This window comes from Staphylococcus sp. HMSC059F04 (assembly GCF_001812565.1).
GTDB classification, from domain to species: Bacteria; Bacillota; Bacilli; order Staphylococcales; family Staphylococcaceae; genus Staphylococcus; species Staphylococcus lugdunensis.
In genome coordinates, this window is record NZ_KV809478.1 from 42,498 (window position 1) to 58,647 (window position 16,150).

General features: G+C 35.8%; 13 protein-coding genes. 2 read left to right on the forward strand and 11 right to left on the reverse strand.

Annotation, left to right across the window (positions count from 1 at the left end; all coding sequences use genetic code 11):
- Position 1 precedes the first annotated feature (1 nt).
- The 9 genes from cysS to HMPREF2864_RS08990 all read right to left on the reverse strand — a co-directional run bounded on the left by cysS (position 2) and on the right by HMPREF2864_RS08990 (position 11,395).
- A complete protein-coding gene (cysS, locus tag HMPREF2864_RS08950) occupies positions 2-1,402 on the reverse strand; it encodes a cysteine--tRNA ligase (RefSeq protein ID WP_002459949.1) in 1,401 nt (466 codons plus the stop codon).
- Positions 1,386-2,033: a serine O-acetyltransferase gene (cysE, locus tag HMPREF2864_RS08955; RefSeq protein WP_172412359.1), complete on the reverse strand. Its 648-nt coding sequence runs from the start codon at positions 2,031-2,033 to the stop codon at positions 1,386-1,388. The genes cysS and cysE overlap by 17 nt, the downstream gene beginning before the upstream one ends.
- 356 nt (positions 2,034-2,389) lie before the next feature.
- Entirely contained in the window at positions 2,390-3,847 is a 1,458-nt protein-coding gene (gene gltX, locus HMPREF2864_RS08960) for a glutamate--tRNA ligase (RefSeq protein WP_002459951.1), read from the reverse strand.
- Between the two features lie 323 nt (positions 3,848-4,170).
- On the reverse strand, positions 4,171-5,238 hold the full coding sequence (locus HMPREF2864_RS08965) for a PIN/TRAM domain-containing protein (RefSeq protein WP_070572185.1): 1,068 nt from the start codon (positions 5,236-5,238) through the stop codon (positions 4,171-4,173).
- A gap of 34 nt (positions 5,239-5,272) precedes the next feature.
- Entirely contained in the window at positions 5,273-6,640 is a 1,368-nt protein-coding gene (gene radA / locus HMPREF2864_RS08970; protein WP_002459953.1) for a DNA repair protein RadA, read from the reverse strand.
- 230 nt (positions 6,641-6,870) lie between these two features.
- Positions 6,871-9,330, reverse strand: a complete 2,460-nt coding sequence (locus HMPREF2864_RS08975) for an ATP-dependent Clp protease ATP-binding subunit (protein ID WP_070572187.1) — start codon at positions 9,328-9,330, stop codon at positions 6,871-6,873.
- Positions 9,331-9,343: 13 nt separating this feature from the next.
- Positions 9,344-10,357, reverse strand: a complete 1,014-nt coding sequence (locus tag HMPREF2864_RS08980; RefSeq protein WP_002492974.1) for a protein arginine kinase — start codon at positions 10,355-10,357, stop codon at positions 9,344-9,346.
- On the reverse strand, positions 10,350-10,907 hold the full coding sequence (locus HMPREF2864_RS08985) for a UvrB/UvrC motif-containing protein (RefSeq protein ID WP_070545708.1): 558 nt from the start codon (positions 10,905-10,907) through the stop codon (positions 10,350-10,352). The genes HMPREF2864_RS08980 and HMPREF2864_RS08985 overlap by 8 nt, the downstream gene beginning before the upstream one ends.
- Before the next feature lie 26 nt (positions 10,908-10,933).
- Complete coding sequence (locus tag HMPREF2864_RS08990; protein ID WP_002459957.1) at positions 10,934-11,395, reverse strand: CtsR family transcriptional regulator; 462 nt, start codon at positions 11,393-11,395, stop codon at positions 10,934-10,936.
- A gap of 153 nt (positions 11,396-11,548) precedes the next feature.
- On the opposite strand from HMPREF2864_RS08990, the gene HMPREF2864_RS08995 reads away from it, so the two are divergent.
- Positions 11,549-12,763: a NupC/NupG family nucleoside CNT transporter gene (locus HMPREF2864_RS08995; RefSeq protein WP_002459958.1), complete on the forward strand. Its 1,215-nt coding sequence runs from the start codon at positions 11,549-11,551 to the stop codon at positions 12,761-12,763.
- Between the two features lie 230 nt (positions 12,764-12,993).
- Here the strand turns inward: HMPREF2864_RS08995 and pdxT are convergent, their stop codons facing one another.
- The gene (gene pdxT, locus HMPREF2864_RS09000; protein ID WP_002459959.1) at positions 12,994-13,548 is read right to left on the reverse strand and encodes a pyridoxal 5'-phosphate synthase glutaminase subunit PdxT; all 555 of its coding nucleotides are present in this window, start codon (positions 13,546-13,548) and stop codon (positions 12,994-12,996) included.
- A 3-nt stretch (positions 13,549-13,551) separates the two neighbouring features.
- Positions 13,552-14,439: a pyridoxal 5'-phosphate synthase lyase subunit PdxS gene (gene pdxS / locus HMPREF2864_RS09005; RefSeq protein WP_070572189.1), complete on the reverse strand. Its 888-nt coding sequence runs from the start codon at positions 14,437-14,439 to the stop codon at positions 13,552-13,554.
- Between the two features lie 97 nt (positions 14,440-14,536).
- Between pdxS and HMPREF2864_RS09010 the strand changes: the two genes are divergently transcribed.
- Complete coding sequence (locus HMPREF2864_RS09010; protein WP_070545698.1) at positions 14,537-15,919, forward strand: MocR-like pyridoxine biosynthesis transcription factor PdxR; 1,383 nt, start codon at positions 14,537-14,539, stop codon at positions 15,917-15,919.
- Positions 15,920-16,150: the final 231 nt, after the last annotated feature.

The window sequence follows — 16,150 nt, forward strand, 5'->3', positions numbered from 1 at the left end:
ATTAGCCACGTTTGTATCTCACACCTTGAGGCGTGTCTTCCAAAATAATATGTTGTGCCTTTAATGTATCTCTAATTTCATCTGCTCTCGCAAAATCTTTATTTTTACGTGCTTCATCACGCTCAGCAATCATTTGCTCTATCTCTTCATCTAATAGTACATCTGCTTCTTGACCTTTTAAAGGAACGCCTAGTACATCACTAAATATTTGATACACTTCTTTAAAACGCTCGATTACTGCGGTTGAAGTTGATTTCTCCAATACATATTTATTGGCTAATTTTGCTAAATCATACCATGCAGTTACCGCATTAGCTGTATTAAAATCATCATTCATCACTTGCTCAAATTGTTTTAATATTTCATCAATTTGTTCAATGTAGTCTGTTTGTTCAACAATATTGGTAGCTATTGTTTCACGCTCTTCAATTAATTGATAGCTATTGCGAATGCGTTCTAGGCCGCTTTTAGCTGCACTAACAAGTTCCATATTATAGTTGATTGGACTGCGATAGTGTACGCTAATCATAAAGAAACGCAAGACATCAGGATCAATTTCCTTGATGATATCATGCACTAATATAAAATTCCCCAATGACTTACTCATTTTCTCATTGTCTATGTTGATAAAACCGTTATGCATCCAATAATTTGCAAATGGTGCATGATTATGTGCTTCTGATTGCGCAATTTCATTTTCATGATGAGGAAATTGTAAATCGGAGCCTCCAGCATGAATATCAATGGTCTTACCAAGTTCATGATATGCCATCACAGAGCACTCAATATGCCACCCTGGGCGCCCTTCTCCAAAGGGACTAGACCAGCTAATTTCACCAGGCTTAGCTTTTTTCCATAATGTAAAGTCTAAAGCATCTTCTTTTTGTTCACCCGCTTCAATGCGAGCGCCTACTTTTAAGTCGTCAATAGACTGATGGCTTAATTTACCATAGCCATCAAATTTACGTGTTCTAAAATAGACATCTCCATGACTTTCATAGGCATAACCTTCGTCGACTAAATTTTTAATGAATTCAATGATATCTTCCATATGGTCCATCACACGTGGATTTGAAGTGGCTTTCTTAACGTTTAAAGCACCAACATCTTCATAAAATGCTTGAATATAACGATCAGCAATTTCAGGAACGGATTCATTCAGTTCTTGTGAACGTTTAATAAGTTTATCATCAACATCAGTAAAATTTGAGACGTAGTCTACGTCATACCCTTGGTATTCAAAGTAGCGACGTACTACATCATAGTTAATCGCTGGTCGTGCATTCCCTATATGAATATAGTTATATACGGTCGGCCCACAGACATACATTTTAACTTTCCCAGGTTCTATGGGTTTGAATACTTCCTTTTGACGTGTCAATGTATTATATAATGTAATCATCTTTAATCTCTCCGTTCTTGGCTTTTTCTAGTTGTTTTTCTAGCTGCTTAATTTGCTCATATAATGGATCCGGTAAGTTACGGTGATCAAATGTTTTCCCGATTCGTTTACCCTGTTGTTTTACAATATGTCCTGGAATACCCACTACAGTTGTATAACTAGGTACAGATTGCAATACTACAGAGTTTGCGCCAATATTGACGTTCGACTCAATTTGAATATTGCCTAAAATTTTCGATCCAGCTGCAATTAAAACATTGTCTCCAATGTCTGGATGGCGTTTACCCTTTTCTTTTCCAGTTCCACCTAACGTAACGCCTTGATAAATCGTGACGTTGTCTCCAATCGTACATGTTTCACCAATGACTACACCCATGCCATGGTCAATAAATAGGCGCTTGCCAATTTGTGCACCAGGATGTATTTCTATACCAGTAAAAAAGCGTGAAATTTGTGAAATAATACGTGCTAGTACATATCTTTTCTTATTATATAATTTATGTGCAATTAAATGACTCCATACCGCATGAAGCCCAGCATACGTAGTGATTACTTCAAATGTTGTTCTTGCTGCTGGATCTTGCTCAAAGACCATTTTAACGTCGTCTCTCATTCTTCTTAGCAAGATAATCTCCTCCCCGATTTCATAATAACTTATTTCTTTCCTTGCCCATTTAATAACATCAATTTGTTCTTTAAACGTTTCTTATGAAAAAACGCCTCTAACAAGTATGATGTTAGAGGCGCTTTTGCACGGTTCCACTCTTAATTCAGTAAAGCAATATCAGTATATCACTTTACTCTCGTTTATATTATTCAATTGTCTACACAAAGGTGCATTCCATAACTATTGTGATGTACTTTCACCAACCGTACATTCTCTATAGCACAATATCATTATTTACTAATCCTTTGTGGACGATACAACTCTAATCATATGTCGTTTAGCTCAAAATTTCAAGTAGTTCCTCACTCGAACATGACTTCCTATGATACATATTGTTTCAGACGACTTAACACCTTGTCTTTACCTAACACTTCAATTGTATTTGGCAGTTCAGGACCATGCATTTGTCCAGTAACAGCAACACGTATTGGCATAAATAATTGTTTACCTTTAATACCTGTTTCTTTTTGAACTTCTTTGATTGTTTTTTTGATTTCTGCAGCTTCAAATGGTTCTAGCGCTTCGAGTTTGCCATACAAATGTTGCATTAATTCAGGAACTTGCGCACCATTGATTACTTCTTGTTCTTCTGCACCTAATTCTGGCATATCTTTAAAGAACATTTCGGACAATGGCACAATTTCTCCTGCATAGCTCATTTCTTTTTGATACAAGGCAATTAATTTTCGACCCCATTCGCGATCTTCCTCACTTGGTTGCTCAGGAATTAGATTTGCTTTGATTAAATGTGGTAACGCGAGTTCAAATACTGTTTCAGTATCTTTGGTCTTCATATATTGGTTGTTAACCCATGCTAATTTTTGTCTATCAAACATTGCTGGTGATTTAGATAAACGCTTTTCATCAAAGATTTTAATAAACGTTTCCTTAGAAAAGATTTCATCTTCACCTTCAGGAGACCAACCTAACAATGTAATAAAGTTAAACAATGCTTCTGGTAAATATCCTAAGTCACGATATTGCTCGATAAATTGTAAAATTTGACCATCGCGTTTACTTAGTTTCTTGCGCTCTTCATTGACGATTAATGACATGTGTGCGAAACGCGGCGGTTCCCAACCAAACGCATCATAAATCATTAATTGTTTTGGCGTATTTGAAACATGATCATCTCCGCGAATAACATCTGATATTTCCATATAGTGATCATCAACAGCTACTGCAAAATTGTATGTTGGCACCCCGTCTTTTTTAACGATAACCCAATCACCTATATTATTTGAGTCAAATGAAATTTCACCTTTAACCATGTCATTAAATGTATACGTATGATTTTGAGGTACACGAAAGCGAATAGCTGGTTGACGTCCTTCCGCTTCAAATTGTTGACGTTGTTCTTCTGTTAAATGCGCATGTTGTCCACCGTATCGAGGCATCTCGCCACGCGCGATTTGCGCTTCACGTTCTGCTTCTAATTCCTCTTCTGTCATATAACATTTATAAGCTTTATCTTCATCTAGTAATTGTTGAATAAGTGGGTTATAAAAATCTGCTCTTTCAGATTGACGATAAGGGCCATAACCTTTGTCTTTATCTACAGATTCATCCCAATCCAAGCCTAACCATTTTAAATTATTAAATTGTGAAGCTTCTCCGTCTTCCAAATTACGTTTACTGTCCGTATCTTCTATACGAACAACGAAATCTCCATCATAATGTTTCGCAAATAAATAATTAAATAGCGCCGTTCTGGCATTGCCAATATGCAAATATCCAGTTGGACTTGGTGCGTATCTTACTCTAACGCGATTACTCATTATATTCACTCCTACGTCATTTATTTCTTGTTTTCATCACTTACGCAACACTTCGCATATCTTTTAAGTTAATAAGAAAAAGCTATTCTTAAAAATCAACTTTCCGCTACATTAATTCTTAGTGAATAACTTTCAGGGCCATGTTCAGTTGGTAAGACAATATTTTCTCATATATTGTAGCACTTATTCAGTACTTTGATAAGTACCATGTTTTGTCATATCCTTGCCTTATAACAAAAAAGTTTCATGTAATTCGTACACACTAAATTTTGCTCGTATACGTTTCACATGAAACTGTTAATGTTTAATGATTGGTTTGTTAATCACAGGTTATCATCAATTTTTTTAGCAAAGACAATACGACCTGATGACGTCTGCAACAGACTAATTACTTCTAATTCTACTTGCTGACCAACCAACTGTTTTGCATTATCTACGACGACCATTGCCCCATCATCAAGATAGCCAACACCTTGTCCAGGCTCTTTCCCCATCTTTGTGAGTAAGATGTTTAAGTAGTCACCTTGATGTACATTGGGTTTAATTGCTTCTGATAAGTCATTCACATTGAGTGCTTGAATGCCTTGAACATGACAAACTTTATTTAAATTAAAATCCGTCGTAATGACATGCGCATGATACGACTGTGCTAATTTAACTAATAGGGTATCAATATCGCTGTGTGACTTTTGCGGATGGATTACACGCGTTGGATAGTCTAAATCATAGAGTTGATTTAATACGTCTAAGCCACGTTGTCCCTTTTCTCGCTTAACGCTGTCATTGGCATCAGCGACAATCTGCAACTCATTAATTACACCTTGTGGAATTAAAATTTCACCATCTATAAATCCACAGCGAATCACTTCTAGTATTCTCCCATCAATAATAGCACTTGTATCTAACAGTTTAGGCACCGCACTACGATGACTTTGCGACATTGAACGCGCCATATTTTCGGGTAAAAATAGCAACATTTCGTCTCGTTTCTTTAAACCAAATTGAAATCCTAAATAACATAAAATTAATGTAATAATAATTGGTATAAAATGATTAAATATCGAGTTGCCAATCATTTCTAAAATAAATGATGCCATAACTGCAATAAGTAATCCTATAATAAGACCAATTGTCGCAAATAGTATTTCAACAGCACTTCTCTTCATAATCCACTGTTCCATAGTGCGGATTAATTGTGTTACTTGGTTAATGAAAAAACCAAAAATAATAAAGAATATGAGCGCACCAAGCAACCCATCTATATAATGATTTTTTAAAATTGGATAACTTGTAACCCCTATATCATTGACGACTTCTGGAATAATAAGAATTCCTAGAGCAGCACCAACAATAAAGTAGATGATTACTACTATAAATTTAAGTATATCCATTCAACTTTCACCTCTTTGGCTGTGTATGAAAATTTTAAGCTTTAAAAGCATATTTCAATGCCTCATGTACTGTCGAAACACCTATAACTTGTATATTGTCAGGAAATGTCCATCCGCCGATATTTGTTTTAGGGAGTATCACACGTTTAAATCCTAGTTTAGCTGCTTCTTGAACGCGTTGTTCAATACGTGACACACGTCTGACTTCACCAGTCAAACCTACTTCTCCAATATAACAATCTAAACCATCAACCGCTTCATCTTTAAAGCTTGATGCAGTTGCTACAATTACACTTAAGTCTACAGCCGGTTCTGTTAATCTTACACCACCTGCCACTTTAATATATGCATCTTGTTGCTGCAATAAATAATTTTCTTTCTTTTCAAGCACTGCCATAAGCAGGCTCAGACGGTTATGGTCAATACCTGTTGCCATACGTCGTGGATTATTAAACGTTGTTGGGGTCACTAAAGCTTGTACTTCAATAAGTAATGGTCGTGTTCCTTCCATTGTCGACACAATTGTTGAACCCGGAACATTTGTTGAACGTTCTTCTAAAAACATTTCGGACGGGTTTTTGACACCTTTCAAACCACTTTGCTTCATTTCGAAAATACCCATTTCATTTGTTGAACCAAAACGGTTTTTAACAGCACGTAAAATACGATACGCATGATGTTCATCACCTTCAAAATAAAGCACTGTATCTACCATGTGTTCTAACAATCGTGGACCAGCTATCTGCCCCTCTTTAGTCACATGTCCTACAATAAATGTGGCAATATCCATCTGCTTCGCAATATTCATCAAACTTTGAGTACTCTCACGCACTTGAGAAACAGATCCGGGTGCCGATGCAATCTCAGGATGGTAAATCGTCTGAATAGAGTCCACCACTAAAATATCTGGCTTAGTTTCTGAAACGGTTTGGTGAATAACTTCTAAATCTGTCTCAGCTAACACATTTAATTGACTAGAGTCTTCCTCTAAGCGTTCTGCTCTCAATTTTGTTTGATTTAATGATTCCTCACCTGTAATATACAGCACGTTTAATTGTTGCGAAAGCGAGGCACAGATTTGTAGTAATAGTGTTGATTTCCCGATACCTGGATCTCCACCAATCAACACTAAAGAACCACTAACAATCCCCCCACCTAACACACGATTAAACTCTTGAGATTTCGTTTGCACACGTGGTGTCGATTCATGTTGAATACTGTTTAATTTTTGAACTTTTCCGGTAGCCGTTTGTGCTTTAACCCCATGTTTAGGATGTGCAGCCTTCTGTTCTATAATCTCTTCCATTTGGTTCCAAGCACCACAATTAGGACATTTACCCATCCATTTAGGAGATTGATAGCCACATGCCATACACTCAAAAATGATTTTCTTCTTGGCCACTTTCGCACCTCCACAATTTTCATTAAATCCATTTTATACATTGCACACGGTTATGACAAATGTTTAGAGATTCAAATAGATAGGAAATCATCATTTAACAAATAATATATCAAATAACTACAATAAAATTATTTTTTACCTATAGTTTATGTACATTTATTCATTTTATATTAAAAATGAAAAAAACGCTCGCTAAATCTATCTAGCGAGCGCATTAATTTCTAGTCTTTCTATGCTTGAGTCATTTCTTCTTCAGAATTAGCAGTTCTATCATGAATATCATATTTAAACTCCGTACCATCATGATCGATAGTCACTGCTTTACCTTCGATTTGATTACCTTCTAAAATTAATTCACTTAAATTATCTTCAACTGTTTTTTGAATTGCACGAATGAGTGGACGAGCACCATATTCCGGATCATAACCTTCTTCAGCAATAACTTCTTTCGCTTTGTCTGTTACCTCAATTTGAATATCTTGTTCTGACAAACGTTGCGTTAATTTATTAACCATCATTGTGACAATTTCTTTTAATTCGTCTTTAGATAATTTATGGAAAACAATAATATCATCCACACGGTTTAAGAACTCTGGACGGAAAGCATTTTTAAGCTCTTTCATCATTGTCTTACGAATTGTCTCATAATCCTGACCTTCGCTTGCACCACCAAATCCAGCAAATCGTTGATCTTGTAGCTCTTGGGCACCAACGTTTGATGTCATGATAATTACAGTATTGCGGAAATCTACACGACGTCCTTTCGTATCTGTTAAATGTCCATCATCTAATACTTGAAGTAAAATATTAAATACATCTGGATGCGCTTTTTCGATTTCGTCAAATAAAATAACTGAATATGGTTTGCGTCTTACTTTTTCAGTTAATTGACCACCGTCATCATGGCCTACATATCCTGGAGGCGCCCCAACTAAGCGACTCACAGCATGTTTTTCCATGAATTCACTCATATCAACACGAATCATCGCATCTTCTTCACCAAACATTGTTTCAGCTAATGCACGTGCTAATTCTGTTTTACCAACCCCTGTAGGTCCTAAGAAGATGAAACTACCAATTGGACGCTTAGGATCCTTCAAGCCGGCACGTGCACGACGCACAGCTTTACTAATTGATGTCACAGCGTCATTTTGACCTATGACACGACCATGTAATGTCGCTTCGAGATTTAATAGTCGATCTGATTCTGTTTCATTAATTTTTGTTAAAGGAATTCCGGTCCAACCGGCGATAACTTCAGCAATATCTTCTTGCGACAATTCTGTGTTACTACCACCTTGCGCATTTTGCCATTCTTTTTTGGCATCTTCATATTGCTTTTCTAATTTAGATTGTTTGTCTCTAAGGTTGGCTGCATTTTCAAATTCTTGAGCGTGAACTGCAGCATCTTTTTCTTTTTTTACAGTTTCAATTTCTTGTTCAATTGATTTTAAATTTGTTGGTGTTGTGTGACTTCTTAATCTTACTTTAGAACTTGCTTCATCAATTAAATCAATGGCTTTGTCAGGCAAGAAGCGATCTGAAACATAGCGGTCACTTAATTTTGCGGCCGCATCTAAAGCTTGATCTGAAATGTTAATACGATGATGTGCTTCGTATCGATCACGCAATCCTTTTAAAATTTCGATTGTATCTTCAACTGACGGCTCATCAACTTGTACCGGTTGGAAACGACGTTCTAAAGCGGCATCTTTTTCAATGTTTTTACGATATTCATCTAAAGTAGTTGCACCAATGCATTGTAACTCGCCGCGTGCAAGTGCTGGTTTTAAAATGTTTGAAGCGTCAATAGCCCCTTCTGCACCACCTGCACCAACGAGCGTGTGTAACTCGTCAATAAATAGAATCACGTTGCCGGCTTGATGAATCTCTTCCATTACTTTTTTCAAGCGTTCTTCAAACTCACCACGATATTTCGTACCTGCTACAACCGTACCCATATCTAATGACATCACACGTTTGTCTTTTAACGTTTCTGGCACTTCATTATTTATGATTGCTTGTGCTAAACCTTCAGCAATAGCTGTTTTACCTACACCTGGTTCACCAATAAGTACAGGATTATTTTTAGTTCGACGGCTCAAGACTTCAATCACACGTGTAATCTCTTTTGTTCTACCGATAACCGGATCTAATGTGCCATCTTTAGCAATCACCGTTAAGTCACGCGCTAAGCTATCTAACGTTGGTGTATTATTAGATTTATTTGTTTGTGCATTTTTCGTACCCATCTCTGGACTACCTAATGCTTTCACAACTTGAGCCCGTGCCTTCGTAATATTTAAATCTAAATTTGCAAAAACACGTGCCGCTACACCTTCATTTTCACGAATTAAACCTAATAAAATATGTTCTGTACCAACAAAATTGTGATGAAGTTTTCTAGCTTCATCCATTGATAATTCAATGACTTTTTTAGCTCTAGGTGTATATCTTAACGTCCCAGCTTGTTCTTGTCCGTGGCCAATAAGTTTTTCGACTTCGGTAATCACTTTATCTTCAGTAATATTAAAACTTTCTAATACTTTGGCAGCAATACCTTCAGGTTCCTTCATTAAACCTAATAACAAGTGTTCAGTACCAATATTTGAGTGGTTCAAACGAATAGCTTCTTCTCGTGCATGTGCTAAAACACGCTGCGCACGTTCAGTTAATCTACCAAATAACATATCTATTTACCTCCTATATGGTCTGAGCTCTTAAAATATCTGCACGTTTCTCATTGACGGATTTCTCATCGTCCTCGTCTTCATCGTTATACAAGAAAGCAGATTGAATACTCACCATTAATTCATTAAAATTAAAATCTTGCAATTGTACATATCCTAAATCAATTCCTAATTTCACTTCACTAAGTCGATAGGATGCTTCTTCCATAGAAATCATTCTACAATTTTGTAATATACCAAGCGAACGATAAACACGATCCAACGTTTCAATTTGGTTATATGTGTGTAACCGTTCGCGAATTTGCATTTCTTCATTAATAATTTGATTAACAACTTCTGTTAAATTATCGATGATGTCTTGTTCTGTTTTCCCTAAAGTTAGTTGGTTTGAAACCTGATATATATGTCCATAGACCTGCGATCCCTCTCCATATATACCACGAATTGTAAAGCCAAAACGATTAATTGTTTGAGCAATACGATTCATTCGTTTCATTATCGATAAACCAGGCAAATGTAACATAATACTTGCTCTCATGCCTGTTCCAATATTGGTTGGGCATGTAGTTAAGTACCCTAAATGTTCATCGTAACTAATATCTAACGCTTTATCGAGTAAATCATCAATATCAGATGCTTTCGTATATAATTCAGACAAAGATAACTCAGGTGACATCGCTTGTATGCGTATATGATCTTCTTCATTAATCATAATACTAAGAGATTCATCCTCGTTAGTCATCACTGCCGATGCTGGTTGCTTAATTAGTTCAGGACTGACTAAATGTTTCGCAACAAGTTGCATCTTACTTTGCTGGTCCATGCGATCTAGACGTTGTAAATCTAGATCTGGCAATGCATCCTGAACTTCATTAATAACTCGAAAACCTTCTTGTTCAGATGGAAACATAAGTGGGTGTACATGATTTTCAAGATTACGTGCTAAGCGAATTCGTGATGACATAACAACTGGTGCTGTTTCGATATTGGTCAATATATCATCAGGATTAATATTATAATCATTCATCATGTAACACCTCACTCTGTTGCTTTAATGCTTTTATCTCATCTCTTACAAGAGCAGCTTCTTCAAATTTTTGTTCATCTATTAATACATTTAAATATTGTGATTTTTCTTCAATTTGTTTTTTTATTGCTAATTTTTGATGTGATGAATGCGGCGTTTTCCCAACATGTTCATACTGTCCACCTTGCACCCGTCTCACAATATCAATAATGTCATCTTTAAAGGTAGCATAGCATTGTGCACAGCCAAACTTACCAACATGCGCAATATCTTTTAAGGTCATATGACAAGTTGCACACTGTTTTTCTTCTTGAAAAGCAACATTTTGAAAATCAATACCATGTTTTGTAGCTAAATGTTGTAATATTTGCTTTACAACAAATGCTTCTTCAATATCATCTTGATACTGGTGATGAGATGTGTAATTCTGATTCCATGGATTTTCTCCTTGTGCACAAACAGGACAAACCCATTTCTCACTGGTTCCATTTTTACTTTTAACCGTAAGCTTTACCTCTGCTTCATTTAAGTGGCAATTTTCACAAAGCACGTCTTAACACCTCGCATTTTTCAGTATTAATAGTAATTAATCACCGGTAAGATTCGTTTTAAAATATTTGCTCGGATAATATCTCTAGACATGACATCCATTTTTAATGTTTCACGGTCAATGACAGCTTGTATCATTTTAGCTTCTCTTTCACTAATCAAACCTTTTTCAAGCAAGCCGTCAATAACATAGTAACCTTGCTGCTGTGAAATGGTTGGTCCAATTAATTGAAGCAAGTGATTAATATACCCCGTTGCATCTTTATTTTCAATTTTCGTGATTCGGATGTATCCACCGCCTCCACGTTTACTTTCTATTTCATAACCATGCTCATTGGTGAATCTGGTTTTAATAACGTAATTTAATTGAGAAGGCACACAATCAAACCGCTGTGCTATATTGGCTCGTTGTATTTCAACAGCGTCTCCATTCGTTTCTTCAAACAATTTTTTAATGTACTGCTCTATGATGTCAGACATATTGTGCATGCTTATCACCCCTTTTGACCTTCTTTGACTATATTATATGACCAACTTTGACCATTTTCAACCAATTTGTTTTTCAATTTATAAAATAAAGGTGTTTGTTCACATCTATTTATTGTATGATAAGATTTAGAAAAAAGATTAAGGAGCAGGTCTATGCATATTCTCATTGGGATAATTGGAATCGTTTTCTTCTTAGCGCTTGCCTTTGCATTTAGCTCAGATAGAAAGCATATTCGTTGGAAGTACGTCGCTTTGTTACTTGTGATTCAATTTATATTCGCCTTTATTTTACTTAAAACGACGGCAGGTATACATGTCATCGGAGGAATTTCAAACGGATTTAATTATTTACTACAAAAAGCTGCAGAAGGCGTTAACTTTGTCTTTGGTGGATTTAAATTTGTTAATCCTAAAAACCCTCCATTCTTCTTTAGTGTTTTATTACCGATTGTATTTATCTCTGCGTTAATCGGCATACTACAATACACTCGCATCCTACCACTCATTATTAATGGGTTAGGCTGGTTAATTTCTAAAATCAATGGCATGGGACGTTTAGAATCTTATAATGCCGTCGCCGCAGCCATCTTAGGGCAATCTGAAGTTTTTATTTCTTTAAAAAAACAATTACCTTACATACCGAAACAACGGTTATATACATTAACCGCTTCAGCTATGTCTACCGTTTCAGCTTCAATTATTGGCGCATACTTTACTTTAATTGAACCAAAGTATGTCGTAACGGCAGTTGTACTTAACCTTTTTGGTGGTTTCATTATTGCATCAATTATTAATCCTTATAAAGTGAATGAAGAAGAAGATAAATTATTAGTAGATGAAACAGAAACTAAAAATCAATCTTTCTTTGAAATGTTAGGAGAGTACATTTTAGATGGATTTAAAGTAGCGGTTATCGTTGGGGCAATGCTCATTGGCTATATCGCCATTATCGCATTACTAAACGGTATCGTTAGTGGTCTTTTAAGTGTCATAACGCATGGCGCTGTCTCTTGGGATTTCCAAACTTTAATTGGCTTTGTCTTTGCACCTTTAGCCTTTCTATCTGGTGTTCCATGGAACGAAGCTGTACAGTCTGGTTCAGTTATGGCAACAAAACTGCTTTCTAATGAATTTGTTGCTATGCAATCATTAGGTAAACTATCAGATATTTCAACGCACGCTAAAGGCGTAACTTCAGTATTCCTAGTATCATTCGCTAACTTTAGCTCAATTGGAATTATTTCTGGTGCCATTAAATCACTTAACTCTGAAAAAGGTGATATTGTTGCTCGCTTTGGCTTAAAATTATTGTTCGGTGCTACACTAGTTTCATTTATCTCCGCAACAATTGCTGGATTCTTTATTTAAATAAATATTAAATAGACATATTATCGTTTTGTGATGCTATAAGAGCCTATATCGTAGGCATCTTATAGCATCATTTTTTTATACTTTCTTGCTATCTCTTATAAAAAAGCGAATATTTTAAAATAGCTATTTAATGTAGAGCAAATCTTGCATCGTATCATTGTCTCATATTAATAGGTTATATTAAAAAAGAGCACTCATTTTTTGAGTGCTCTTTCAACAAGACTATGTTATTTGACCATATGTTCAATAAAGTATTGCGTAACTCTATAATCATCCGTTAACTCAGGATGGAATGATACACCTAAATAGTTCCCTTGTTTAACTGCAACAATTTTATCGCCAACAGTACTTAATACTTCTACGCCATCTTCTACGCTAGCAATATGTGGTGCTCTAATAAAAACACCTTCTATATCTTCAGCAATGCCTTTAATATCAAGTTCTGATTCAAAACTATCTACTTGTCTACCAAACGAATTACGTTCTACAGTGATATCCAATTTTTTTAAATACCCTGTTTCACCTTCGACATGTTTAGCTAATACAATTAGGCCAGCACATGTGCCAAACATAGGTAAGTTAGATTGTTGTAATTTTTCTTTAAAACCATATAAATCCATCAATCTTCTAAGTGTGGTTGACTCACCACCAGGAAGAATCAATCCATCAATTTCTTCTAGTTGTTCTACTCTTTTAATTGCTATGCCTTCGTGACCACTTAATTCAATATGACGAATATGTTCACGCACAGCGCCTTGCAATGCCAATACACCTATCTTCATATCTTACCAACCACGCTCTTGCATACGTTCTTCTAATGAAATTTTATTTATATCTAAGCCTTTCACTGCTGTTCCTAATTCTGCAGCCAATTTACCAATTAACTCATAATCTTGATAATGTGTCGTCGCTTGTACAATCGCTTTCGCAAATTTTTCAGGATCTTCTGATTTGAAAATACCTGAACCTACAAAGACGCCATCTGCACCCAATTCCATCATTAAAGCAGCATCCTGAGGTGTTGCTACACCTCCAGCAGCAAAGTTAACAACTGGTAGGCGACCGCTATCCTTGATTTGTTTCAAGATTTCATATGGCGCACCTAATTCTTTAGCATACGTCATAATTTCATCGTCGTTCATTACTACTAAACGACTAACTTCAGCATTTACTTTTCTCATATGACGTACTGCTTCAACAATGTTTCCAGTTCCAGGTTCACCTTTCGTACGTAACATTGCTGCACCTTCACCAATACGACGTGCGGCTTCACCTAAATCACGACACCCACAAACAAACGGTACAGTAAACTGGTCTTTTCTTAAATGATATTCTTCATCAGCTGGTGTTAATACTTCAGATTCATCAATATAATCGACCCCCATAGCTTCGAGCACACGCGCTTCAGTAATGTGTCCAATACGTGCTTTAGCCATAACCGGTATAGAAACAGCGTTCATTACTTCTTCAACAATTTTAGGGTTAGCGCTACGTGCTACCCCTCCTGCCGCTCTAATATCAGAAGGCACACGCTCTAATGCCATAACAGCAACCGCTCCAGCTTCCTCCGCGATTCTAGCTTGTTCTGCATTAACAACGTCCATAATGACGCCGCCTTTTTGCATTTCAGCCATACCTCGTTTAACTCTTTCAGATCCTACAATTTTAGACATGTAAATTGCCCCTTTTCTAATTGATTAAATCCATTCTAAACGATAAACTGATATTGAAAAAGGTTCAATTTTATAATAAATAAAGAGGCCAGATGATATGAAGAAGAAAACTGCACTATACCAATCACTCTATGAAAAATTAAAAGCCCAAATTATTGAAGGTCATTATCAGGCAAATGAAAAGTTTCCTTCAAAGCGACAATTAAGTGAACATTTATCACTTAGTCATACAACAATCGAACATGCCTATCAACTTTTACTAGATGAAGGATTTATTTATGCCAAACCACGTTCAGGCTATTATGTATCAGATATCGAATCACTGCCTGTCGTACCACAAACATCAGGGTTTCATGAAATCAACTTCATTCAGAAGTCAACGCCAAAATCACATTACCGCTATGCCTTCAACTTGGCTGAAATAGATGCTGAAAACTTTCCATTGCATACATTAAGAAAATATGCTCGAGATGTTTTTGATGATAGTAATATAGACCTTTTACAACATGGAGATCCACAGGGTGAATTGGCATTAAGACAACAAATTGCCCATTATTTATTTAACAGCAGAGGGGTTACTTGTCATCCAAATCAAATTATTATCGGTTCTTCTACAGAACAATTACTCGATATGATTACAGATGTACTATCAGATAGCTCCTTTATTATCGAACAACCAAGCTATCCACCAATTAAACAAACATTAGACAAGAAACAGATGCCTTATAAACAAGTTATAGTAGAAAAAGATGGCATCCAAGTCGATCCCATCTTTGAATACAATAATGATATTTTGTATATTACCCCTTCACATCAATTTCCAACGGGGCATATCATGAATTTAAAAAAACGCACCCAATTAATTCAATGGGCACAGCAGCAAGAAAAACGTTATATTATTGAAGATGATTACGACTCTGAGTTTAGATATTATGGCAAACCGATACCCGCTTTACAAAGTTTAGACACGAAAGGAAAAGTTATTTATATTAGTACATTTTCTAAGTCTCTATTTCCAAGTTGTCGTATAGCGTATATCGTTTTACCTTATCCAATATTAAACATATATAATCATCATCCATATAAAGAAGGAAATACAGTTCCCGTTCATATTCAACATATCGTCGAAAGATTTATGGCATCAGGCAGTTTTGAACGCCATCTAAATAAAATGAGAAAAATTTATCGCGACAAACTTACTTATATTTTAAATCAACTTGCACCTTACTCTAACCAATTAAAGATTGATGGCGCATTAACTGGCATGCATTTTACCATTCGGGTTATAAATGGGCTAACAATGGAACAATGTCTAGAAAACGCATCAAATATATCTCTTAAACTGGAACCCTATTACTTCGATGATGCCAATGAGCGCTATCCTACTTTTATTTTAGGGTTTGGTGGCATTTCAAATGAGGATTTGTCTAATCATGTCCAAGCACTAATAAGCGCACTCGTCATAAACGACTATGAGTGAGAATTTTGTAGACTTAAAAACTAAGTTTCAGTGCAAATGTTTTAAAATAATTTTAATCATTTAAAAAAGCAATAACTTTTTCATTTTTGAAGTATCGCATTTAATTTGTATTTTCTATAGGTCAGAATACGTCAGCTTCAATCGCTTTCTCTTCGCAAAGCCGTTATTTATCGACTTGTTTTTCAATTTTTGGCATAAAAAAAAGAGACCTCTCGGTCTCAATGCGGCTCA